Consider the following 21,514-nt stretch of genomic DNA (forward strand, 5'->3'; position numbering starts at 1 on the left):
CTAAACCATGAGTCGCACCAATTAGTGGTGATGCTCTTCCGGCACTTCGTTTTCGTCGGCCTGGATGAGCTTGGCCAGCTCGTCGCGCGACATCTTCTTCTCGGTCTGTTCGGCAAGGCTGGCGACATAGTCGACGACCTTGTTCTCGAACACCGGAGCGCGGAGGCTGGCGAGAGCCTGAGCGTTCTTGCGGTAGTAGTCGTAGACCTGCTGTTCCTGGCCGGGGAAGCGGCGGATTTCAGCAAGCAGGGCTTGCTGGTGCTCGTCGTCGGTCACCTGGACTTCGTTCTGGTTGCCGATTTCGGCAACGACGAGACCCAGACGCACGCGGCGCTCGGCGATACGCTGATACTGTTCCTTGGCTTCGGCTTCGGTCGTGCCTTCGTCTTCGAAGGAGCGGCCGTGGCCTTCAACTTCATGCTGAACGCGCTGCCAGATGGTGGCGAATTCGGCTTCGACCAGCTGGGCCGGAACGTCGAACTTGTGGCCTTCGTCGAGGGCGTCGAGAATCTGACGCTTGACGTGCTGCTTGCTCATGGAAACGAGTGCGGCTTCCATCTGCTCCTTCACGGCCTTGCGCAGGCCGGCAACGTCTTCGACGCCGAGGCGCTTGGCGAATTCGTCGTCGAGTTCACCCTGGTTCGGGCCATCGACATGGAGGATGGTGACGTCGAAGGTAGCTTCCTTGCCGGCGAGTTCGGCATTGCCGTAGTCAGCGGGGAAGGTGACCTTGATGGTGCGGGTTTCGTCCTTCTTCTGGCCAACGAGCTGTTCTTCGAAGCCAGGGATGAATTCGCCGGAGCCGACGGTCAGGTGAGCATGGTCGGAGGTGCCGCCCGGGAAGGCAACGCCGTCGATCTTGCCAACGAACGAGAGACCGAGACGGTCGCCCTGTTCGACAACGGCGCCATCGCCCTTGTCGGTGAAGCCACGGTTCTGGGCGAACACGCGATTCACTTCGGCGTCGATTTCTTCTTCGGTGACTTCAACGACCGGCTTGTTGAGCTTCAGGCCCTTGAGGTCCATCAGCGAGACCGGCGGGAGAACTTCGTATTCGACTTCGAATGCGAGGTCGGCCTTGCCGTCGAGCACGTCGTTGATCAGCGTCTGGTCCTGCGGCAGGTCAACCTTGGGCTGGGCTGCGGCGCGTTCCTTGCGACCGTCGAGCGTGTCGGACACGGTCGAGTTGATGGCGTCGGTCATCACTTCGGACATGGCCGAGCGGCCATAGACCTTCTTGAGGTGAGCGGTCGGAACCTTGCCCGGACGGAAGCCCTTGATGCTGGCCTGGCCCTTGAGTTCTTCGAGCTTGGCATCGAGGCGCGACACGAGGTCAGCGGCCGGAATGGTGACGCTGAGCTTGCGCTTCAGGCCTTCGTTAAGGGTCTCAGTTACCTGCATTGGGGTTTATCCCGTATTGGTTCATCTCGTTCGGCCGAGGCCGCTATGGTGCGGGTGAGAGGACTCGAACCTCCACGCCTTGCGGCGCTGGAACCTAAATCCAGTGCGTCTACCAATTCCGCCACACCCGCAAGGGTCCCCGTCGGCCGGGTTGGCGATGCATCTATATGAAGTGTTGAAGCCAGTCAAAGCCTAGCTTGGCGATTTGGCCGGAATGAAGAACACTTGAGCGATCAGCCCATCCTCGATGACGAAGACCACGGATGTCTCGATAGGCTCCGGGCCGAGTCCATGGATCAGTTCATGATCGATGACCTTGTTCCCAACCACCATTCGATTCAGCAGCTTGGCGTGCAATCCCTCATGCACGAAGCGGTTCGCCGCATAGAACTCGCCGAGGGCCGCTTTTCCATCGATGGTAAGAACCATGTCGGGCAGGCGATAGCAGCGGACGTTTTCGGCAAAAGCGGTCAGGAAAAGCTCGAGATTTCGCTCGTTATAGGCCGCGAGCTGAAGTTCCACGCATTCGAGTGGTGTCATTTTGGTCAATTTGCTCCTCCGAAGGAAGTCGATAGCAATTCCGGGTCGGAAATGACAGGCAGGACGCCGGATGGCGACCTGCCTGGGTTCGCTTAGCGCTCGCTCCAGCCGATATCGAGGGCTGCGTTACCTTGCCCCATCCAATCCCATGCCGGCCTGGCCGCCCGCGGCGCTGAGCGCGACTTCTCCTGCGCCGGTTTCGCCGGCTCGCGGCCGCGCGGCCCGTCGTCGACCACGAAGACCTCGACGATTCTGTCGAGTTCGCTCGCCTGTCCCTCGGTCTGCTCGATCGCTGCATTGGTCTCTTCGACGAGCGCCGCATTGTGTTGCGTCATCTCGTCCATCTGCCGCACCGCCGTGGCAACTTCGGAAATCGCGCCCGATTGCTGGCGGCTGCCGCTGGCAATGCTGTCCATGAGGCCGCTATTGTCCCGCACATCACCCAGCATGCTGGCAATGCGCTCCGCCGCGTCGGAAAGCAGCTTGGACCCCGTCGAAATTTCCGAGGATGATCGCTCGATCAGCGCCTTGACGTCCGAGGACGCCTGCGCCGCCGATTGCGCAAGCCGGCGCACTTCCACCGCAACCACGGCAAAGCCCTTGCCAGCGTCGCCCGCCCGCGCCGCCTCGACGGAAGCGTTGAGGGCGAGCAGGTTGGTCTGGAAGGCAATATCGTCGATCAGGCCGACAATGTTTGAGATCTGCGACGAAGACGCCAGGATTCGTCCCATGGCCTCCTGAGCCTGGCTCATGACCTCGCCGCTCTGCTCGGCGGTCGTCGAGACGGCCCGCGTCTTGCCGCTGGCCTCTTCAGCCAGCGCTGCATTCTCCTCCACCGTGCTCGCCAGGTTCCTCATTGCGGCACTCGTTTCCTGGATCGCCGAAGCCTGCCGCGAGGTGCGCTCGGCAAGATCATTGGCGCCGGTCAGGATCTCGGCCGTTGCCGCGCGCAGCGTGCTCGACGAGCGCCGGAGCCGAGCCACGATCTCGGCAAAGCGGTCAACAGTATTGTTGTAGGCGAGCCGCACGGCATCGAGTTCGCCCTTGAACGGCGTCTGGATGCGGGCCCGCAGGTCGCCCTGGGCTAGTTTGGCCAGCTCGCTGCCCAGCAGGTTCACTGCGCGCTTCCGATCAGTAACATCGGTGGCATATTTGACGATCTTGAACACCTTCCCATGGTGGTCGAAGATCGGATTGTAGGTCGCCTGGATCCAGACTTCCTGCCCACCTTTGCCGACGCGCAGATATTCCGCCGCCTGAAACTCGCCCCGCCCCAACCGGCTCCAGAACTCCTGATAGGCACTGGTCGATGCTTCCGTCGCCGGCACAAAAATCTTGTGATGCCGCCCGCGGATTTCATCGAGCGAATAGCCCAACGCCTGACAGAAATTGTCGTTGGCGGTAATCACCTCGCCCTTCGGTGTGAATTCGATGACGGCCTGTGAGCGCGAGATCGCGGCAAGCTGGCCGGCGCTGTCCGCGGCAACCAGTTTTGCTGCCGTAACATCGGTCGCAAACTTCACGATCTTCGTGGGCTTCCCATCGCGCCCGAAGACCGGATTGTAGGTCGCCTGAATCCAGACATCCCGTCGGCCCTTGCCGATGCGGCGATATTCTGCCGCCTGGAATTCGCCCTTGGCCAATTGCTCCCAGAACAGCTTGTAGTCGGGCAGGGCGCTCTCCGCCGGGTCGACGAAAATGCGGTGATGCTGCCCGCGAACTTCTTCGAGCGTGTATCCCATCACGTCGAGGAAGTTCTTGTTGGCTGTCCGGATCGTACCGTCGAGTTCGAATTCGATGACTGCCAGCGCCCGCGAAATTGCGTCGAGTGTAGCTTGGTTCTCTTGCGCCAGAACCCGGCGCTTATTGCTGAAGAGGCGGACGTCCACAGTATCCCCCAGGGTTGAAAGTGGACCGACGTTAACAACTTCAGATGAGCACTATCTTTCGGCGTTCGACCCTTTTGGGCCCCTGTCGGAGTACGTATTTCTCCCAATGCGCCGACTTCGCTACTTTTCTGCTCAAGGGCTGAGAGAAATAGTTTCATTGATCCAGATCAAGTCATCCCCACGAATCTTGTCGCTAGTCTCAAAAAAACGATCGCCACGGGCACTTGCCATGGCCCAGGTTTTCGAAGAAAGACAACACGCGGCACTTGATGATGCCGCAGAGTCCCTGACTTCGTCTGGCCAGCTCCTGCTGTGCGGTTAGCGGATGCGAAAAGCATCCGATGGAGAGAGGGACATGGCAGAACGTAGTCCGGGTATCCGGCAATCCGACGAGTGGGTGCGCGCGGTCGAAGCCAGGCTTGGCGTTGGCTTCTGGTCCTGGGATATCGCCAATGCGCGGCTTCATTGTTCGGCCGGGCTCTACGCTCTGGCCGGCATCAATCCGGCCGGCCTCCACCTCGACCTGGCCTTCCTCGAAACCCTTGTGCATCCCAAGGATCGCTTGCCCGTCGACGATCTGCACGGCTTCGTCACCGATTCTCGTCAGACCGACCGGCAGTTCAGGATCATCCGCCCGGACGGCCAGTTGCGGCATCTGCGGAGCGAAGCCCGGCGCCTCTTTGATCGCGACGGCAATGCGACCCGCGTCGTCGCCGTGGTCTCCGACATTACCGAGCGGCAGGATGTCGGCGAACGCCTCGCTAACACGCGCGCCCTCCTGCAAAACATTTCCCGCCTCATCGGTGCGATCCTGTGGATCGCCGACGAGGAGGGGCGCCTGATCGAGCATTTCAGCAGCGATCTCATCGACACCGGTGCTGTGCCGGATGGCGATGTCAGCAATTGGCGCGCGAGCCTCCATCCCGACGATCTCGAACGCCTGCCCGACCACTGGCGCGAAGCGGTGGGAAATCGGAAGCCCTACAGCTTCTCGCCGCGCCTGCGTCTCACCAATGGCGAGTACCAGCAGTTCCACATCGAAGGGCTGCCTTTCTCCTCCGAAATGTCCTCCAGCCTGCTCTATGGCGGCATTTCGAGCAGTAACGCCCGCATTACGGCTCCGCGCTCGACAAGGGATGATCTTGCCTCCCTGACGCCGGCTCAGGTCCGGGCCTGCCGCGCGCTTCTCGATTGGACCGCCGAAACGCTCGCCCAAAATGCCGGCATCTCGGTTTCGACGGTTCGCCGCATCGAGAGTGCCGAAGTCCCCGGGCAGGGCGACAGCCTGCGTCTGGTCCTGCTGGCCTTCCGAGAGGCTGGTCTCACCATCTGGCGCGACGAGCGCGGCCGCTTTGCCGTCTCCGATCTCGCCTGAATGCAGCATGTGGTGAGATTTTGGTCAGCCGCGGCGCAAGGAATGTCCGAAAGCGGCAATTGCGTGCATAAAAAATATGCAGATAGCTCGAAAAACGATCAATCATGCTATCGTGACCACCCGGCCGCATCTCGCCCGCCCTGGCCAAGTCCATGCAACGGTTAATGTTTTCCATGCTTTGGCACGCTGGCATGGCCCGTGCATACAGGTTGGCGGTAACGGCCTAAGACGCTCAGTGGAGGCACAGTTGAAAAAAATCGAGGCTATCGTAAAGCCCTTCAAGCTCGACGAAGTCAAAGAGGCACTGCAGGAAGTTGGCCTGCAGGGCATCACCGTGACCGAGGCCAAAGGCTTTGGCCGCCAGAAGGGGCACACGGAGCTCTATCGTGGCGCGGAATATGTCGTCGATTTCCTTCCCAAGGTGAAGGTCGAGGTGGTTTGCCCCGACGAGCTCGCCGAAAAGGCGATCGAGGCGATCCGCAATGCCGCGCAAACCGGCCGCATCGGCGATGGCAAGATTTTCGTTTATTCGATCGAACAAGCCATCCGCATCCGTACCGGCGAATTCGGCGACGACGCACTCTAAGCGTCGCGTCACAACACCAGCAACAAGCAGTGCGATTACAGGGGAAGACCTGATGACTACCGGAGCAGACATTATCCAGCGCATGAAAGACGAGAACATCAAGTATCTCGACGTGCGTTTCACCGACCTGCGCGGCAAGCTGCAGCACGTCACCATGGATGCGTCCGTCGTTGACGCCGACATGTTCGAAGATGGCGTGATGTTCGACGGTTCCTCGATTGCTGGCTGGAAGGCCATCAACGAGTCCGACATGGTGCTGATGCCCGATCCGAACTCGGCTTACATCGACCCCTTCTTCGCGGCCTCGACCCTCGCGATCAACTGCGACATTCTCGAGCCGGCAACCTACCAGCCCTACAACCGCGATCCGCGCTCGATCGCCAAGAAGGCTGAGGGCCTCGTGAAGTCCTCCGGTATCGGCGACACCGTCGTGTTCGGCCCCGAGCCCGAATTCTTCATCTTCGACGACGTGAAGTACTCGACCACCACCTACAAGGTTGGTTTCTCGGTCGATCACTCCGAACTGCCGACCAACAACGATGCCGACTACGAGTCCGGCAATAACGGTCACCACATCGGCATCAAGAAGGGCTACTTCCCGGTTCCCCCGCTTGATAGCGCGCAGGACATGCGCGGCGAGATGCTCGAAGCCATGGGCCAGATGGGCATCATCATCGAGAAGCACCACCACGAAGTGGCTTCCGCCCAGCACGAACTCGGCCTGAAGTACAAGCAGATGATCGCGTCGGCTGACGACGTGCTGATCTACAAGTATGCCGTTCAGCAGGTTGCCAATGCCTATGGCAAGACCGCAACCTTCCTGCCGAAGCCGGTTTATGGCGACAACGGTTCGGGCATGCACTGCCACATGTCGATCTGGAAGGACGGCAAGCCGCTCTTCGCTGGCGACCAGTATGCCGGCCTTTCGATGGAATGCCTCTATTACATCGGCGGCGTCATCAAGCACGCCAAGGCGATCAACGCCTTCACCAACCCGACCACCAACTCCTACAAGCGTCTGGTGCCCGGCTTCGAAGCTCCGGTTCTGCTGGCCTACTCGGCCCGTAACCGTTCGGCTTCCTGCCGTATCCCCTTCGGCCAGTCGCCGAAGGCAAAGCGCGTTGAAGTCCGCTTCCCCGATCCGCTGGCAAATCCGTACCTGGCCTACACCGCGCTGCTGATGGCCGGCCTCGACGGCATCAAGAACAAGATCCACCCCGGCGAGCCGATGGACAAGGATCTCTACGAACTGCCCAAGGACGAACTTAAGGAAATCCCGACCGTTTCCGGCTCGCTCCGTGAAGCTCTGGAAAACCTCGACAAGAACCGCGACTTCCTCAAGGTCGGCGGCGTCATGGACGACGATTTCATCGATGCCTATATCGAACTGAAGATGCAGGAAGTCCTCCGCGTCGAAATGACCCCGCATCCGGTCGAATACGAAATGTACTACTCGGCCTAAGAGCTGCAGTAGCGAAGAGAAAAGGGCCCTCCGGGGCCCTTTTTTACGTCGGCACCTACATCGTGGATGCGAGAGCCGAAGTTAAGGAGTATCGTTCGTTTCGAGGGTGGCCTTTCCTGCGATGGAGACGCCTGATGTCTGTCCAAACGATGCAATTCGTCGACGGCAAAAGCTACGAAACGATGATGGGCCTCTGGAGCGCGGAGGTCGGAAACGCCTTTCTTGACTGGCTCGACGCACCTTCCGGCAAACGCTGGATCGATGTTGGCTGCGGCAATGGCGCGTCCACGGAATTGCTGGTCAGGCGCGTAGCGCCGGCACATATCGAGGCACTGGACCCATCCGCCCAGCAGCTCGACTTCGCCCGGCAGCGCCACCAGTCGGGCGTCGCCAATTTCAGCATCGGTACGGCAGACGATCTGCCTTTTCCAGACGATGACTTCGATATGGCCCTGATGGCCCTCGTGATCTTCTTCGTGCCCGATGCCAATGCGGCCGTGGACGAAATGGTTCGCGTCGTGCGGCGAGGGGGCAAGGTCACAGCCTATGCGTGGGATATTTTGGGCGGTGGCTTTCCCTATGAAGCGATCCACAGGGCCATGTCAGCGGCAAGCATAACGCCCATTCTGCCACCCCATCCGGAGGCAGGCGATCTCGCTGTCCTGGAAAAGCTTTGGACTGCTGCGGGCCTTGCTGACGTCGCCACCAAAACTATCCACGTATCGCGCATCTACCCAACCTTCGATGAATATTGGGCCGTCGGTACCTCTGCGCCGGGCATAAGCCAGGTGCTCAACCAGTTGAGCGCGCAAGATGTGGCAGGCATCCGCATCAGGGCGCAGGAGATAACAGGGCAGGGCCCGATCACCATCAAAGCTCGTGCCCACGCCATCAAGGGGACGGTGGCCCACTAGATGCGGTCGCGCGCTTCGGCATGTCGGAGACGAAGAGGGGCCTGTTCGGGCCCCTTTGCTTGTCCACGTCGCCGGCCAAATACCATGCACTCCGAAAAGTTGAGTATAATCAGGGGCGAACATCGGCTATAGTCGTCCCTGCCTCCAAGTTGCGAGTATCTGTGACGGACCAGCGCTTTTTCGGTGACGACCTTGCCCAGAGCCTTCGCCTCATGGATAGAGGTGATTGTGCCGGTGCGATGCGCCACGCCAAGTTGGCCTTCGTGTCGGCGGAGCAAAAAGGCGACTCCGAGGCGCTTGCCCGTAGCATGAGCCAGATGGCCTGGTGCTGCATGCGGCTGGGCGATCCGGAGGCGGGTCTTGAATGCGCCGTTGCGGCGAGACGGCTCTGGAGCCAGCTTGGCGACGCAGTGGAATTGGCGCGTATCGAGGCGGTGGAAGCTTTCCTCCTCCTCGATAATGGCCTCAGCGACGACGCCTTCGAGATGGCAACGCTTGCCGTTGCTACCGCCGAAAGCGGCGTTGACCCCTCTGTCCTGGCTTTTGCACTCAATGCCCGTGGCGTGACCCTCGCGGTTTGCCGGCAGGTTTCCATGGCCGTTCCGCTGCTCCAGCGCGCCATATCGGTCGCTGCCGAGGCAGGGGCCCGGGGGCACCACGCTTTCGCCCTGCTCAATCTTGGTTTTTGCCAAGTGAAGCTGGCGGAGGAGGCCGAGGCCAATGAAGATGCGGCCTCCATGGACCTCTGGCTCGATCGAGCCATCGCCGCCACCACCGAGGCCATAGAAGCGGCGGAAGACTTTGGCGACCTCTGGATTCTACGCGTCGCGCTCGGCAATTGTGCCGAAATGTACGCCCTTCGCGGCGATGTTCCGTCGGCCATGGCGCATCTCGATCGCTCGGCCGCCGTGCCCGGCGAGGGCGGCACGAGCCTCCGCATCCACTACCTCTACACACTTGCCACGGCCCGCCTGCGCAGCGGCGATCTCGCGGGCGCCCAGGAAGCAGCCCGGCAATCGCTCGATCTCGCTGACAAAACCGGCCAGATCGACCACCAGCTCAATGCTGCTTCCCAACTAGGCCGCGTCTTCGAGGCGCAGGGCCGGTTCGAAGAAGCGCTGGCTTTGCAGAAGCGCTATCACGCGCTCTACGTGCGCCAATCCGGCGAAACGACCCACCGCCTCGCCAAGGCTGCAGAGTTGCGCGCCGAAACACGCGAACTGCGCGCCCGCGCCAGTGCTCTGGCGGCCGAGGCCTTGATGGATGCCCTGACCGGCATGCCAAATCGGCGCAGTTTTGAGCGCAAGGTGGAAGACCTTGCCGGCAGCGCTTATGCGCTGGCCATTGTCGATCTCGACCACTTCAAGGCCGTGAACGATCAGTATTCGCACCTCGTCGGTGACGACGTCCTGCGGCGCGTGTCGCGAACTCTGGAAGTGCACATGGCGGAGCTGGGTTTTGCCGCTCGCCTCGGCGGCGAGGAATTCGTCCTGCTCCTGCCTCACCACGACACCGAAGCAGCCGTCGCGGTGGTCGAGAATGTGCGCCTGGCGCTCCGCGACATCGACTGGGGCGACGTCGCGCCCGGCCTTTTGACCACCGCCAGCGTTGGCCTCTGCTCGACGGCAGAGACCAGCCACCACACCGATATCATGATCACCGCCGACATGCGTCTCTACGCGGCCAAGCGCTCCGGCCGCGATCGCACCGTCTGGCGCGACGCCGATCAGCGCCGCCACGTCGGCTGAGAGCGCCTTCCAGCCTCTAATCACTCCGCCGCGCCGTTTCTTTGTCTCATTTTCGGTCCAACCCGCTATGAGATAGAGAGCACCGACTCGCAGCGAGGCACAAATGGCCCACACCGATGCCCTTCTCACGCCTCAGGAAATGGCCCAGGCCGATCGTCTGGCCATCGAAGGAGGCGTCCGGTCCTTTCGCCTGATGGAGGCAGCCGGCAAGGCGGTGGCCGAAGCCATAATCGAGCGCTACTACCAGCGCTCCGTCCTCGTACTCTGCGGCACCGGCAACAATGGCGGAGACGGCTTCATTGTCGCGCGCCTCCTGCAACAGCGTGGCTGGCCCGTGCAGGTGCGCCTCCTCGGCGAGCGCGATTCCCTCCGGGGCGACGCGCTGGTTGCTGCAGAACAGTGGACCGGCCGGATTGACGCGCCGAGCGAAAAGGACATCGAGGACGCCGACCTCGTCGTCGACGCCATCCTCGGCGCCGGGCTCGATCGCGATGTCGAAGGCGAGATCGCCAGCATCATCACCACGGTCAACGGTTCCACTCTCCCCGTCGTCAGCGTCGACGTGCCAAGCGGCATTGATGGCGCCACCGGCGCCGTCCGCGGCATCGCCATGATCGCCGACATGACCGTCACCTTCTTCCGCCTCAAGCCCGGCCATGTCCTGCTGCCTGGCCGCCAACATTGCGGCGAGGTCGTCCTCGCCGATATCGGCATTCCCGACGCGGTCCTGGACCGTGTCAGCCCGAAAGCCTGGCAGAACACACGCGAACTCTGGGCTATGCCGCAGTCCATGGCCGACGGTCACAAATACGATCGTGGTCACGTCATCGTCGTATCCGGCAGCGAGTTCGAAACCGGCGGCGCGCGCCTTGCCGCCCATGGCGCTTTTCGCGTGGGGGCAGGGGTCGTTTCCCTTGCAGGCGAAACCTCCGCGTTACGCGTTCACGCCGCCCACGTGACGGCCATCATGCTCAAGCCGGCCGAAAATGCTGCCGAGCTGTCCGAGCTTCTGAGCGACAAACGCATGAATGCCGTGATTCTCGGGCCCGCCGCCGGCATTGGCCAGGCTACCCGCGAAAAAGTGCTGGCTACGCTGTCCTCTGGCGCCGCAACCGTCCTCGACGCCGATGCCATCACCAGTTTCGCCAGCGAGAGCGAAACCCTCTTTGCCGCCATCAAGGCCAATACCGATCGCTCCGTCGTGCTCACGCCCCACGAAGGCGAATTCCAGCGCCTCTTCGGCAATGTGCCCGGCGGCAAGCTCGAGCGCGCCCGCGCCGCCGCGCAGCACTCCGGCGCGGTCATCCTGCTCAAGGGCAGCGACACCGTCATCGCCGCGCCCGATGGCCGCGCCGCCATCAATGCCAACGCCCCCAGCTGGCTCGGCACAGCCGGCTCCGGCGACGTCCTCGCCGGCATTATCGGCGGCCTTCTTGCCCAGGGCATGAGCGGCTTCGACGCCGCCTGCGCCGGCGCCTGGCTCCACGCCGAAGCCGCCAATCGCTTCGGCGGCCCCGGCATGATCAGCGAAGACATTCCGCCACTGCTGCCTGGTGTGCTGGCAGCCCTTTAGGTCCGCCCGTCCACCGCCCAGCTACCCACCGTCGTCATTGCCCGGCTTGTCCGGGCAATCCATCTCGCCGCAAGCATGGACCGCCCGGACAAGCCGGGCGGTGACGACCCGTCCTTCCGCCTCAGTCCCAGCGCACCATGAGCTTTTCCAGCCCATGGAAGTGGAACACGTCGTTGTAACTCGGTTTTTCCGCCGGCCGCAGCTTCGGCAGCCGCTGGAACAGCACCGACATCGCCTCCTGCAACTCGATCCGAGCCAGCGGCGCGCCGATGCAGAAGTGAATACCCGCGCCAAAACTGACATTCGCGCCATCCGTCCGGAACGGATCGAACCGACCGGCATCGGCAAAGCGCGAGGGATCGCGATTGGCGGCACCCAGCATTAGCCCAATCACGTCACCCTTACGTAACGGAATCCCTTCTACGTCCATGTCCGTCAGCGCATAGCGGGTGAAGAGATGCAGCGGTGCATCGAAGCGCAGGCACTCTTCCACCGTCGCCTCGGTCTGCTCCGGCGTCGCAAACAACGCCTGGGGATCGAGCCCGCTTTCAAGAATCGATTTCACCCCATTGCCGGTCGTGTGCACCGTCGCCTCATGCCCGGCATTGAGCAGCAGAATGGCGGTCGACATCACCTCATCGTCGCTCAGCTTTTCGCCGCCCTGCTCGGCGGTGAGCATGTGAGTAAGAAGGTCCTCGCGAGGCACCCGACGCCGCTCGGCAATCACATCGCGCAGATAAGTCATGAAATCGGCCGACGCCTTATTGGCATCGAGCTCGGTCTCATAGGTCACGCCATACATGTACATGGTGACCATGCGATTGGACCAATTGAGCAATCGCGGCGCCGCCTCTGCCGGCAGCCCGATCATTTCTGCAATGATGATCGCGGGCAGGGGCGCAGCAAAAGCCTTGATCAGGTCAACGCTGTCCTCGCCCTCGAACCCATCGATGATCTCATTGGCCAGCTGCCGGATACGCGGCCGCAACTGCTCCACCTGCCGCGACACGAAGGCGCGATTGACCAGCATGCGCAGCCGCGTGTGCCCCGGTGGCTCCAGGTTCAGCAGCGAGTATTTCTCGGTCAGGTCAAAATCCGCCACATGCGGCTTTGGCTCCGGCAGGCCAATCTCCTCCCGCGTCGCCACATGCAGGATTTCGCGGCCAAACCGCTTATCGCGTAACAAGGCGCTGACCGATTTGAAGTCGGCGAAACACCAGTGCCCATACTCTTCCCAGAAGAAGGCCGGATTGCTCGCATGCCGCTCGGCATAGAAAGCATAAGGGTTCTGGAAGAATTCTGGGTCGCGCGGGGCGGCACTGGCGCGGCTGGTGTCCGGAACATTGGTGATCGGCTTGACTTGAATAATGGCGGCCATGGTCGTCCGTAGGGCTTGTACCCCCTCACCTTAAGCTGACCCCATCGCCGTGCAAATGCCTCTGGTGGCTCAACGAAAAAAAGCTCAGAAAATTAGTCGAGCCCGTGAACGGGCATTCGTCGCGTCGCTGTCCAACCACGGAGACCGAACATGAAATTCCTCTGTCTGTTCCATTTCGCCCCCGATGCCTTCGCCGGCGTCACGCCCGAAGAAATGCGCCGTCTCGACGACGCGACCATCGAGCATGACCAAAAACTGCGCGCCAGCGGCCACCTGCTCCTCGCCTCGCCCCTGGCTGACGTTTCAACCGAACAAGTGATCGACCGCCGCCGCCCCGTGCGTATGAACGAGACCGACGGCCCCTATGCTGAAACCAAGGAAGTGGTCGGCGGCGTGGTGCTGGTCGAAGCCAGGGACATGGACGAGGCAAAATCCCTCTTCGCCGATGACCCCATCGCCGCCCATTGCCGCATCCAGATTCGTCCACTGCGCGACGACGACCGCCACAGCGAGACCGGCGAGGGGCGCCCCGAATTCAAGCTGGTATGAAGGGCATCTGCGGGTTTGGGAGCTAGCTTCTCGCTCTGGCGCCTTCATCCACTCGGCGTCATCCGCGCGAAAGCGGGGATGTCTGTTTCCTCAAACGGGGGTTCCCGCTTTCGCGGGGATGACACCGAGATTAGGGTGAAAACCCTTGGCAAAAGGCCCGCAATGATGTCTTGAGAGCGCCAAAACGCGACGAAGGAAATACGCACGTGAGCGACATCACCGTTTCCGCAGCGATCGATGCCATCTACGCCTCGATCAAGAACAACAACGAAGACATCGATCTTCACATTGCAGCGCTCAAGGCCGCCATGGCACGCGAAGGCGCCAAGGAAGCCGTGTTCGAAACCTCCAAGCTCGCCCAGCCCAATCGCCAGGGCCGCAAGCTCATGCAGGCCTATTTCAAGAAAAAGGGCATTGCCGTCTCGTTCTCCGGCGGCGCCGAATAAATTTCTGCGGCGGGAAACACTTCCCGCCGCATCTTTCCTAGAGCGTATAGGGTGCCGGGTCCGGTATGCCGGCCTCGGTGATAGACCAATGGGTCTGGATGATCCGCCACACGCCGCCACGGCGGCGGAACACCTCGGTGCAATTCCAGCGCAGCGCATTGCCGTCATTGTCCCATGAGACAAACCTGAACGTCAGCACCGCCGCGTCGCCGATTTCCTGCACCAGCGGCTCGATGAATTCGTAACGGTCGGCAAAGATCGTTCCTTCGATCTCGGCATACATGGCCACAAGGGCCGCCTTGTTGAGCCGACTCGCTGTCGTTGGGTCGAAATAAACGACATCCTCATCGAGCAGGTCGACGAAGCCTTGCGTTTCGCCCCTGCACCAACGGGCCATGGCAGCGCGCTCCAGTTCCAGAACCGGATGATCCATATAGTCCTCCCTCACAGATCGCAGATTGACTAGAACAAACGAGGAACAAAATCAACCAAGGTCTCAAACCGGTTTGCGCGCAGCTGACCCAACTTCGGCAAACATCCCAAACGCCGCATTCACCTTAGTGTCACTGTGACGGAGACGGTCTATTGAAGCCGGCCCCATTGCCGCCTATTTGTCCCTTTACCGCCCGTTAAGGCGGCATAGCTGCAATCGGCCAGTCGCGCCGATTCGAATTTCACCTGCGTTTCTGCCTTGCCATGTGCGCGTTCGGGGCAGGGGCGTGGGCCAACCAACTAAGCCTGCCGTCCGCTTGCGACGCCGACGGGGGCCAAGGGGCAAAATATGCGGGATCCGCACGATCTTTACATGAACACGCTCGTTCCCATGGTGGTCGAGCAGTCGAACCGTGGCGAACGCGCTTTCGACATCTACTCGCGCCTGCTGCGCGAGCGCATCATTTTCGTGACCGGTGTGGTCGAGGACAATATGGCCTCGCTCATCGTCGCCCAGCTTCTGTTCCTCGAATCAGAGAATCCGAAGAAGGAAATCGCCATGTACATCAACTCGCCTGGTGGCGTGGTGACGGCTGGCCTTTCCATTTACGACACCATGCAGTTCATCCGTCCGGCCGTTGCCACCATGGTCATGGGCCAGGCCGCATCCATGGGGTCGCTGCTCCTCGCCGCTGGCGAAAAGGGCATGCGCACCTCGCTGCCGAACTCGCGCGTCATGGTTCACCAGCCTTCCGGCGGCTTCCAGGGTCAGGTCACCGACATCCTGATTCATGCCAAGGAAGTCGAGGGTTTGAAGCGCCGTCTTAATCAGATTTATGAAAAGCACACGGGCCGTACTTACGAGGAAATCGAGAACGCTCTCGAGCGCGATCGCTTCCTGAGCCCCGAGGAAGCGCAGACCTTCGGCCTCATCGATTCCGTGTTCGAAAAGCGCGCCGTCCCCGAGGCATCTGCCTGATTTGACGCGCGTTAAGCACATTGCTGATGCGCCGTGGACTGTGATCCCCAGGCAATTGCACACAGCCGGAACGGCCTTTAAGGTCGTTTCGGCTTAGACTTTCTTTATGTCTTCAGCGTTACGGTTTCCGATAACGCTGATTTTGGGGGCCAAAAGTCCCCGGGAGTGACTAGATGTCCAAAGAGACAACGAACGGCGAAACCTCCAAGAACACGCTGTACTGCTCGTTCTGCGGCAAGTCGCAGCATGAGGTTCGCAAGCTGATCGCCGGGCCGACCGTATTCATCTGTGATGAATGCGTCGAACTGTGCATGGACATCATCCGCGAAGAGAACAAGACCTCCATGGTCAAGTCCTCCGATGGCGTGCCGACCCCTGCCGATATCTGCAAGGTGCTCGACGACTACGTCATCGGCCAGGGTCGCGCCAAGCGCGTCCTTTCCGTGGCCGTCCACAACCACTACAAGCGCCTCCACCACGCGACCAAGAATCAGGACGTCGAGCTCTCGAAGTCCAACATTCTGCTCATCGGTCCCACCGGTTCCGGCAAGACCCTGCTCGCGCAGACGCTCGCACGCATTCTCGACGTGCCCTTCACCATGGCTGACGCCACGACCCTGACCGAAGCCGGTTATGTCGGTGAAGACGTCGAAAACATCATTCTCAAGCTCCTGCAGGCCGCCGACTACAACGTCGAAAAAGCCCAGCGCGGCATCGTCTATATCGACGAAGTCGACAAGATTTCCCGCAAGTCGGACAATCCGTCGATAACTCGCGACGTGTCGGGCGAAGGCGTGCAGCAGGCTCTCCTCAAGATCATGGAAGGCACCGTTGCCTCCGTGCCTCCGCAGGGCGGCCGCAAGCATCCGCAGCAGGAATTCCTGCAGGTCGATACGACGAACATCCTCTTCATCTGCGGCGGCGCTTTCGCTGGTCTTGAAAAGATCATCTCCGCTCGCGGCGAAGGTTCGGGCATCGGCTTTGCGGCCACCGTGAAGGATCCGCAGGATCGTCGCGTCGGCGAACTGCTCAAGGACGTCGCTCCGGAAGATCTCGTCCGTTTCGGCCTGATCCCGGAATTCATCGGTCGTCTCCCGGTCCTCGCGACCCTGGAAGACCTCGACATTCCGGCCCTGATCGAAATCCTCACGGCCCCGAAGAACGCTCTCGTCCGCCAGTACCAGCGCCTCTTCCAGATGGAAGAAGTCGAACTGACCTTCCACGAAGACGCCCTCAAGGCGATCGCCGAGAAGGCCATCGAGCGCAAGACCGGCGCCCGCGGCCTCCGCTCGATCATGGAAGCGATCCTCCTCGACACCATGTACGATCTGCCCTCGCTCGAAGGCGTCGAAGAAGTGGTGATCTCGGAAGAAGTGGTGAAGGGCAAGGACGTCCGTCCGCTCTACATCTACTCCGAACGCAAGAAAGACGAAGAGCCGGCATCTGCCTGATCGCCAGCTGCGCAAGTGATTGAAACGCCGGGCAGTGCCCGGCGTTTTTTTTGTTCCGCGATTGCCTGTCTGCATGTACTTGCGAAGAGTGATGAGGTCGCGGGGTATTGGGGGCAGGGCGCGTGTCACGGCGGTTTTTCTGGCTACGGCGGCTTTTCTGGTTGACCCGCTGGCGTCTGGCGGCGGTCTGGGCGAGGCGCCTAAGTCCGTCAGCTTCCGCTCGTCTGGCGGTAAGCTTGCACTTGCGGTCAGGAATGCCGTCGGCATGGCCCCTGATGCGGCACAGAAATGGATATGTGCGCGAGGCCGCCCTCAACGCCCTCGAGGTTCCAATTGTTTCTGCCGAAGAGTTGCGCGAGCTTGCTGACAGGCTCAACGACTGGGTGCCGGAAGTAAGGACTGCAGCTCTTGCCGCAGCGAGGAGACTGTTCGCGACCGCAAGTACGGATATCGTCGTGGCGGCGGCGCCATATCTGCTATCTCGTTGGTCGCTCTGGCAGCGTTGGGAGCCACCGGCAATTGCCGAGGTTGACGCACTGTTGAGCCGGCCTGACGTTGCAAAGCAATTGGCTTCGGGTTTGATGAGTGCCCGCAATGGCGGGGTGGGTCGCCAGCTCCAACATCTGCTGCGGCATGAATGGATAGACGGATTTCTTGTCGAGCTGGCTCGAGGTGCTGTTCAACCTCAGGTTCGAAAGGTTGCGTTTAAGACGCTGCTTGCTGGCGAAGCCAGATGGCGGTCTCCTCACGTTAAGAGGGCCGAAGAACTTCGCTATGCCATCTATAAAAGCGGCTTGACCTTCGAGCATCGCCCGCTGACCGTCCATGTCGATCGTAACGTACTAGTCGAAGCGGGCCTGCGGGACCGCTTTGCATCTGTACGCTGGCTCGCGGCAGGGGCACTGGTTGAGAGTTCTGTCCAAGTCGTAAGGGAAGAGCAGGCAATCGCTCGGCTCCTCAAGGACAAGAGCCGCTCGGTCCGCGAGCGCGGACAATTCCTGGCCCGTCGCGCTTCGGTTGCCAATGGGGATTGAAGGAAGGCCCGTGCCTAGTCCTCGCCCGTCACAAACTCCACCGGCCCAGGCTCCTCGCCCATGATCGACCGCCCGAAAAGGCTCGCCACCAAATCCACCAGCAGCGTCGCGCTCTTGCCGCCGTGGTCGACGAACGGATTGAGCTCGACAATATCCAGCGACCCCACCACGCCGCTATCGTGCAGCATCTCCATGATCAGGTGCGCCTCGCGATAGGTTAGCCCGCCCGGCACCAGCGTACCACCGCCCGGCGCCAAAGCCGGGTCGACCACGTCCACGTCAAAACTCACATGCAGATGCCCATTCGCCGCCTTCACGCGGTCAAGTATCGGCTGCATCAACCCGACCACGCCGGTCTGATCAATCTTGCGCATGTCGATCACCTCGACGCCCCGCGCCTGCAACAGCCGGCGCTCCTCGCGATCGATCGAACGCGCCCCAAAGATCGTCACATTGCGCGGCTCGATCTTCCCGAGCCAATCACCCCTAAAACTGTCGTCGAATCCCGGCTCGCCACAAAGCAGCGCCAACGGCATCCCATGCAGATTGCCCGACGGCGAGGTATCTGGCGTGTTGTAGTCGGCATGCGCATCGACCCAGAGCACATGTATCGGCTTGCCCTTGGTTTCACTGTACCGCGACACAGCTGACAGCGACCCCATGGCGATCGAGTGGTCGCCGCCAACAAAGATCGGGAAGTTGCCATTGGCGAGAATGTCATAGCCCGCCTGGCTGGTGCGCTCGGCAAGCTCCAGCACATCGGCCTTGCGCTCATCCGGCAGTCGCCAGCTCGACGGGTTGGTGCTGATCTCAGGATATATGCGCCGAAAGTCGCCGTGGTCGGCAATCGGATGCCCAAGCTCAACCAACGCCTCAAGCAACCCCGCCACCCGCAGCGCCTCCGGTCCCATGCCGCAGCCGCGAACCGAAGCGCCCGAGGCCGTTGCTACGCCCAGAATGTCAATCCGTTTGGGTTTGGTTACCATTGTTTGGTCCTCATTTTGGGGCATGGTTGTTGGCAAAGCATGGCACAGCTTCCTGTCACACCCAATCTATAGGGTGCGACACAGTCTTCCGAATGCGCAAAAGACAGATTCTCCTTTGCATCCAAGGCACACGCCTGTTCCTGCCTTGATATGCATGCCTCCTGTGCGAAGCGGTGCAATAGGTCACAAAACCGCAATGATTGACTTGCGGCGAGGGTAGTCCACCCTATTTATTAACCTGAATCGCCCAGCCTTCCAGGATTGGGCAGTCGCAATACGGGCGCGCTACTCCAATTCCTCCCGGCGCGCCCCGGAAAGGAAATATGATGTCGGACGTCAATCCCACCGGCGAAGTGAGCCGGGACCGGGTTTACCCGGTTCTTCCCCTGCGCGACATCGTGGTCTTCCCCGGAATGATCGTGCCGCTGTTTGTCGGTCGCGAAAAGTCGGTCAAGGCTCTTGAAGAGGTCATGCGCGACGACAAGCATATTCTTGTCGTGACCCAGAAGAACGCGCAGGACGATGATCCAGCTCCGGACCAGATTTATGGCACCGGCACCATCGCAACTGTGCTCCAGCTTCTGAAACTTCCAGATGGTACCGTGAAGGTCCTCGTGGAAGGCCTCAGCCGCGCGACCATCGACAATTATCTGCAGACGGAAGAGTATTTCGAAGCTGAAGCCAGCCCGCTTCCCGAGCCCGAGGAAGACGCGACCGAGCTTGAAGCTCTGGCGCGCTCCGCTCAGAGCGAATTCGAAAACTACGTCAAGCTGAACAAGAAGATCTCGGCAGAGGTCGTGGCTGCGGTCGGACAGATCGAGAGCCCGTCCAAGCTCGCCGATACCATTGCCAGCCACCTCGTCATCAAGATCCCGGAAAAGGAAGACCTGCTGTCGACCATTTCCGTCGTCGAGCGCTTCCAGAAGGTCATCGGCCTCATGGAAGGCGAGATCGGCGTGCTGCAGGTCGAAAAGCGCATCCGCTCGCGCGTCAAGCGCCAGATGGAGAAGACGCAGCGCGAGTATTATCTCAACGAGCAGATGAAGGCGATCCAGAAGGAACTCGGCGACGGCGAAGACGGCGCCAACGAGATCACCGAACTGGAAGAGCGCATCGCCAAGACCAAGCTTTCCAAGGAAGCTCGGGCGAAGGCCGATGGCGAAGTCAAGAAGCTCAAGGCTATGAGCCCGATGTCGGCCGAAGCCACCGTCGTGCGTAACTACCTTGATACGCTTTTGGGCCTCCCATGGGGCAAGAAGACCAAGGTCAAGCGCGACCTGGCCCTGGCTGAAAAGGTGCTGGACGAAGACCACTACGGCCTCGAAAAGGTCAAGGAACGTATCCTTGAATACCTGGCCGTGCAGGCTCGCACCGGCACGCTCAAGGGCCCGATCCTGTGCCTCGTCGGCCCTCCGGGTGTCGGCAAGACCTCGCTCGGCAAGTCGATCGCCAAGGCGACCGGCCGCGAATTCGTGCGCATGGCGCTCGGTGGCGTCCGTGACGAAGCCGAAATCCGCGGTCACCGCCGCACCTATATCGGCTCCATGCCCGGCAAGATCATCCAGTCGCTCAAGAAGGTCGGCAAGTCCAACCCGCTCTTCCTGCTCGACGAAATCGACAAGATGGGCCAGGACTTCCGCGGCGATCCGTCTTCGGCTCTGCTCGAAGTGCTCGATCCCGAACAGAACAATACGTTCGCCGATCACTACCTCGAGGTCGACTATGACCTTTCGGACGTGATGTTCGTGACGACTTCGAACACGCTGAACATCCCCGGCCCGCTGATGGACCGCATGGAGATCATTCGCCTCTCGGGTTACACCGAGCAGGAGAAGCACGCGATCGCCAAGCAGCACCTGATCCCGGAAGCCGCCAAGGAAAACGGCGTCGCCCATGGCGAGTTCGTGCTCGACGACGATATGCTGATGAAGGTCATTCGCGGCTATACCCGCGAAGCCGGCGTCCGCAATCTGAAGCGCGAAATCTCCAAGCTGATGCGCAAGGCGGTTACGGACATCGTCCGCACCAAGACCAAGTCGATCACCATCGATGAGGAACGTCTGGCCAAATATCTCGGCCCCTCGATCTTCACGCATGGCGAAATCGAAGCCGAATCGCAGGTTGGCCTGGTTACGGGCCTCGCCTGGACTTCGGTTGGCGGCGAGCTGCTGACCATTGAAGGCGTGATGACGCCGGGCAAGGGCCGCATGACGGTCACCGGCAACATCAAGGAAGTGATGAAGGAATCGCTGACTGCGGCCACGGCCTATGTCCGCTCCCGCTCGATCGACTTCGGCATCAAGCCACCGATGTTCGATACCCGCGACATCCACGTCCACCTGCCGGAAGGCGCAACGCCCAAGGATGGTCCGTCTGCCGGTATCGGTCTTGCGACCGCCATCGTCTCGGTGATGACCGGCATTCCGGTCCGCAATGATGTCGCCATGACTGGCGAAATCACGCTGCGGGGCAGGGTGCTTCCCATCGGTGGCCTCAAGGAAAAGCTCCTTGCAGCCCTCCGCGGCGGCATCAAGACGGTGCTGATCCCCGAAGAGAACGTTCGCGATCTCCAGGAGATTCCGGACATCGTCAAGGAAGGCATGGAGATCGTCCCGGTCTCCCGCATGGACCAGGTCATCGAACGCGCTCTGGTGCGCAAGCCCGAAGCCATCGAATGGAACTTCGATGAAGCTCCGGCCGTCGCCAAGACCGACCCGGCTGCCGACGACTCCGCAGCCAGCCTGACGCACTGATCGACCCGATAGACATGA

18 protein-coding genes and 1 tRNA gene are annotated in these 21,514 nt (G+C 61.0%); 12 read left to right on the top strand and 7 right to left on the bottom strand.

Translation table 11 applies throughout. The annotated features are described in order from the left end of the window. Positions 1-21: 21 nt before the first annotated feature. The 4 genes from tig to ACSQ2A_RS06225 form a co-directional block, all read right to left on the bottom strand. Positions 22-1,401 (bottom strand): trigger factor, encoded by a 1,380-nt coding sequence (gene tig / locus ACSQ2A_RS06210; RefSeq protein ID WP_436071489.1) that lies wholly within the window; start codon positions 1,399-1,401, stop codon positions 22-24. Positions 1,402-1,447: 46 nt separating this feature from the next. Further along, positions 1,448-1,532, bottom strand: a tRNA-Leu gene (locus ACSQ2A_RS06215). A 61-nt stretch (positions 1,533-1,593) separates the two neighbouring features. After that, positions 1,594-1,941: a nuclear transport factor 2 family protein gene (locus ACSQ2A_RS06220; RefSeq protein ID WP_436071637.1), complete on the bottom strand. Its 348-nt coding sequence runs from the start codon at positions 1,939-1,941 to the stop codon at positions 1,594-1,596. Positions 1,942-2,033: 92 nt separating this feature from the next. Further along, positions 2,034-3,830: a methyl-accepting chemotaxis protein gene (locus ACSQ2A_RS06225; RefSeq protein WP_436071490.1), complete on the bottom strand. Its 1,797-nt coding sequence runs from the start codon at positions 3,828-3,830 to the stop codon at positions 2,034-2,036. 355 nt (positions 3,831-4,185) lie between these two features. Here ACSQ2A_RS06225 and ACSQ2A_RS06230 point away from each other — a divergent pair, with 355 nt between their 5' ends. The 6 genes from ACSQ2A_RS06230 (at position 4,186) to ACSQ2A_RS06255 (ending at position 11,488) form a co-directional block, all read left to right on the top strand. Then, on the top strand, positions 4,186-5,205 hold the full coding sequence (locus ACSQ2A_RS06230; RefSeq protein WP_436071491.1) for a PAS domain-containing protein: 1,020 nt from the start codon (positions 4,186-4,188) through the stop codon (positions 5,203-5,205). 247 nt (positions 5,206-5,452) lie between these two features. Beyond that, on the top strand, positions 5,453-5,791 hold the full coding sequence (locus ACSQ2A_RS06235; protein WP_035079039.1) for a P-II family nitrogen regulator: 339 nt from the start codon (positions 5,453-5,455) through the stop codon (positions 5,789-5,791). Between the two features lie 52 nt (positions 5,792-5,843). After that, positions 5,844-7,253 (top strand): type I glutamate--ammonia ligase, encoded by a 1,410-nt coding sequence (gene glnA, locus ACSQ2A_RS06240; protein ID WP_436071492.1) that lies wholly within the window; start codon positions 5,844-5,846, stop codon positions 7,251-7,253. A 134-nt stretch (positions 7,254-7,387) separates the two neighbouring features. Beyond that, positions 7,388-8,167 carry a class I SAM-dependent methyltransferase gene (locus tag ACSQ2A_RS06245; protein WP_436071493.1) on the top strand — a complete coding sequence of 260 codons (780 nt, stop codon included), beginning with the start codon at positions 7,388-7,390 and terminating at the stop codon, positions 8,165-8,167. 212 nt (positions 8,168-8,379) lie between these two features. Next, complete coding sequence (locus tag ACSQ2A_RS06250; protein WP_436071494.1) at positions 8,380-9,915, top strand: diguanylate cyclase; 1,536 nt, start codon at positions 8,380-8,382, stop codon at positions 9,913-9,915. A gap of 103 nt (positions 9,916-10,018) precedes the next feature. Further along, positions 10,019-11,488: an NAD(P)H-hydrate dehydratase gene (locus ACSQ2A_RS06255; protein WP_436071495.1), complete on the top strand. Its 1,470-nt coding sequence runs from the start codon at positions 10,019-10,021 to the stop codon at positions 11,486-11,488. Between the two features lie 121 nt (positions 11,489-11,609). Here the strand turns inward: ACSQ2A_RS06255 and ACSQ2A_RS06260 are convergent, their stop codons facing one another. After that, positions 11,610-12,866, bottom strand: a complete 1,257-nt coding sequence (locus tag ACSQ2A_RS06260) for a cytochrome P450 (protein WP_436071496.1) — start codon at positions 12,864-12,866, stop codon at positions 11,610-11,612. A 150-nt stretch (positions 12,867-13,016) separates the two neighbouring features. On the opposite strand from ACSQ2A_RS06260, the gene ACSQ2A_RS06265 reads away from it, so the two are divergent. Both ACSQ2A_RS06265 and ACSQ2A_RS06270 read left to right on the top strand, forming a co-directional pair. Next, a complete protein-coding gene (locus ACSQ2A_RS06265; protein WP_436071497.1) occupies positions 13,017-13,415 on the top strand; it encodes a YciI family protein in 399 nt (132 codons plus the stop codon). Between the two features lie 206 nt (positions 13,416-13,621). Beyond that, complete coding sequence (locus ACSQ2A_RS06270; RefSeq protein ID WP_436071498.1) at positions 13,622-13,861, top strand: hypothetical protein; 240 nt, start codon at positions 13,622-13,624, stop codon at positions 13,859-13,861. A gap of 37 nt (positions 13,862-13,898) precedes the next feature. On the opposite strand, the gene ACSQ2A_RS06275 is transcribed toward ACSQ2A_RS06270, so the two are convergent. Next, positions 13,899-14,294 carry a YybH family protein gene (locus ACSQ2A_RS06275; RefSeq protein ID WP_436071499.1) on the bottom strand — a complete coding sequence of 132 codons (396 nt, stop codon included), beginning with the start codon at positions 14,292-14,294 and terminating at the stop codon, positions 13,899-13,901. Between the two features lie 348 nt (positions 14,295-14,642). Between ACSQ2A_RS06275 and ACSQ2A_RS06280 the strand changes: the two genes are divergently transcribed. The 3 genes from ACSQ2A_RS06280 to ACSQ2A_RS06290 all read left to right on the top strand — a co-directional run bounded on the left by ACSQ2A_RS06280 (position 14,643) and on the right by ACSQ2A_RS06290 (position 17,757). Beyond that, a complete protein-coding gene (locus tag ACSQ2A_RS06280) occupies positions 14,643-15,272 on the top strand; it encodes an ATP-dependent Clp protease proteolytic subunit (RefSeq protein ID WP_295412142.1) in 630 nt (209 codons plus the stop codon). Between the two features lie 173 nt (positions 15,273-15,445). Beyond that, positions 15,446-16,723 carry an ATP-dependent Clp protease ATP-binding subunit ClpX gene (gene clpX / locus ACSQ2A_RS06285; protein ID WP_295412140.1) on the top strand — a complete coding sequence of 426 codons (1,278 nt, stop codon included), beginning with the start codon at positions 15,446-15,448 and terminating at the stop codon, positions 16,721-16,723. Positions 16,724-17,019: 296 nt separating this feature from the next. Next, positions 17,020-17,757, top strand: a complete 738-nt coding sequence (locus ACSQ2A_RS06290) for a hypothetical protein (RefSeq protein ID WP_436071500.1) — start codon at positions 17,020-17,022, stop codon at positions 17,755-17,757. Between the two features lie 14 nt (positions 17,758-17,771). Here ACSQ2A_RS06290 and rocF read toward each other — a convergent pair whose 3' ends face one another. Continuing rightward, the gene (gene rocF, locus ACSQ2A_RS06295) at positions 17,772-18,743 is read right to left on the bottom strand and encodes an arginase (RefSeq protein WP_436071501.1); all 972 of its coding nucleotides are present in this window, start codon (positions 18,741-18,743) and stop codon (positions 17,772-17,774) included. A gap of 323 nt (positions 18,744-19,066) precedes the next feature. Here rocF and lon point away from each other — a divergent pair, with 323 nt between their 5' ends. Continuing rightward, entirely contained in the window at positions 19,067-21,496 is a 2,430-nt protein-coding gene (gene lon / locus ACSQ2A_RS06300; RefSeq protein WP_436071502.1) for an endopeptidase La, read from the top strand. Positions 21,497-21,514 lie beyond the last annotated feature (18 nt).

The organism is Devosia sp. LjRoot3, from assembly GCF_964252865.1.
Lineage (GTDB): Bacteria > Pseudomonadota > Alphaproteobacteria > Rhizobiales > Devosiaceae > Devosia.

What these genes read in the sequence shown, in the direction of transcription:
- rocF (WP_436071501.1), bottom strand. Translation starts at nt 18,743, where the DNA reads ATGGTAACCAAACCCAAACGGATTGACATTCTGGGCGTAGCAACGGCC.
- glnA (WP_436071492.1), top strand. Translation starts at nt 5,844, where the DNA reads ATGACTACCGGAGCAGACATTATCCAGCGCATGAAAGACGAGAACATC.
- ACSQ2A_RS06245 (WP_436071493.1), top strand. Translation starts at nt 7,388, where the DNA reads ATGTCTGTCCAAACGATGCAATTCGTCGACGGCAAAAGCTACGAAACG.
- tig (WP_436071489.1), bottom strand. Translation starts at nt 1,401, where the DNA reads ATGCAGGTAACTGAGACCCTTAACGAAGGCCTGAAGCGCAAGCTCAGC.
- ACSQ2A_RS06280 (WP_295412142.1), top strand. Translation starts at nt 14,643, where the DNA reads ATGCGGGATCCGCACGATCTTTACATGAACACGCTCGTTCCCATGGTG.
- lon (WP_436071502.1), top strand. Translation starts at nt 19,067, where the DNA reads ATGATGTCGGACGTCAATCCCACCGGCGAAGTGAGCCGGGACCGGGTT.
- ACSQ2A_RS06255 (WP_436071495.1), top strand. Translation starts at nt 10,019, where the DNA reads ATGGCCCACACCGATGCCCTTCTCACGCCTCAGGAAATGGCCCAGGCC.
- ACSQ2A_RS06260 (WP_436071496.1), bottom strand. Translation starts at nt 12,866, where the DNA reads ATGGCCGCCATTATTCAAGTCAAGCCGATCACCAATGTTCCGGACACC.
- ACSQ2A_RS06230 (WP_436071491.1), top strand. Translation starts at nt 4,186, where the DNA reads ATGGCAGAACGTAGTCCGGGTATCCGGCAATCCGACGAGTGGGTGCGC.
- ACSQ2A_RS06265 (WP_436071497.1), top strand. Translation starts at nt 13,017, where the DNA reads ATGAAATTCCTCTGTCTGTTCCATTTCGCCCCCGATGCCTTCGCCGGC.
- clpX (WP_295412140.1), top strand. Translation starts at nt 15,446, where the DNA reads ATGTCCAAAGAGACAACGAACGGCGAAACCTCCAAGAACACGCTGTAC.
- ACSQ2A_RS06220 (WP_436071637.1), bottom strand. Translation starts at nt 1,941, where the DNA reads ATGACACCACTCGAATGCGTGGAACTTCAGCTCGCGGCCTATAACGAG.
- ACSQ2A_RS06250 (WP_436071494.1), top strand. Translation starts at nt 8,380, where the DNA reads ATGGATAGAGGTGATTGTGCCGGTGCGATGCGCCACGCCAAGTTGGCC.
- ACSQ2A_RS06275 (WP_436071499.1), bottom strand. Translation starts at nt 14,294, where the DNA reads ATGGATCATCCGGTTCTGGAACTGGAGCGCGCTGCCATGGCCCGTTGG.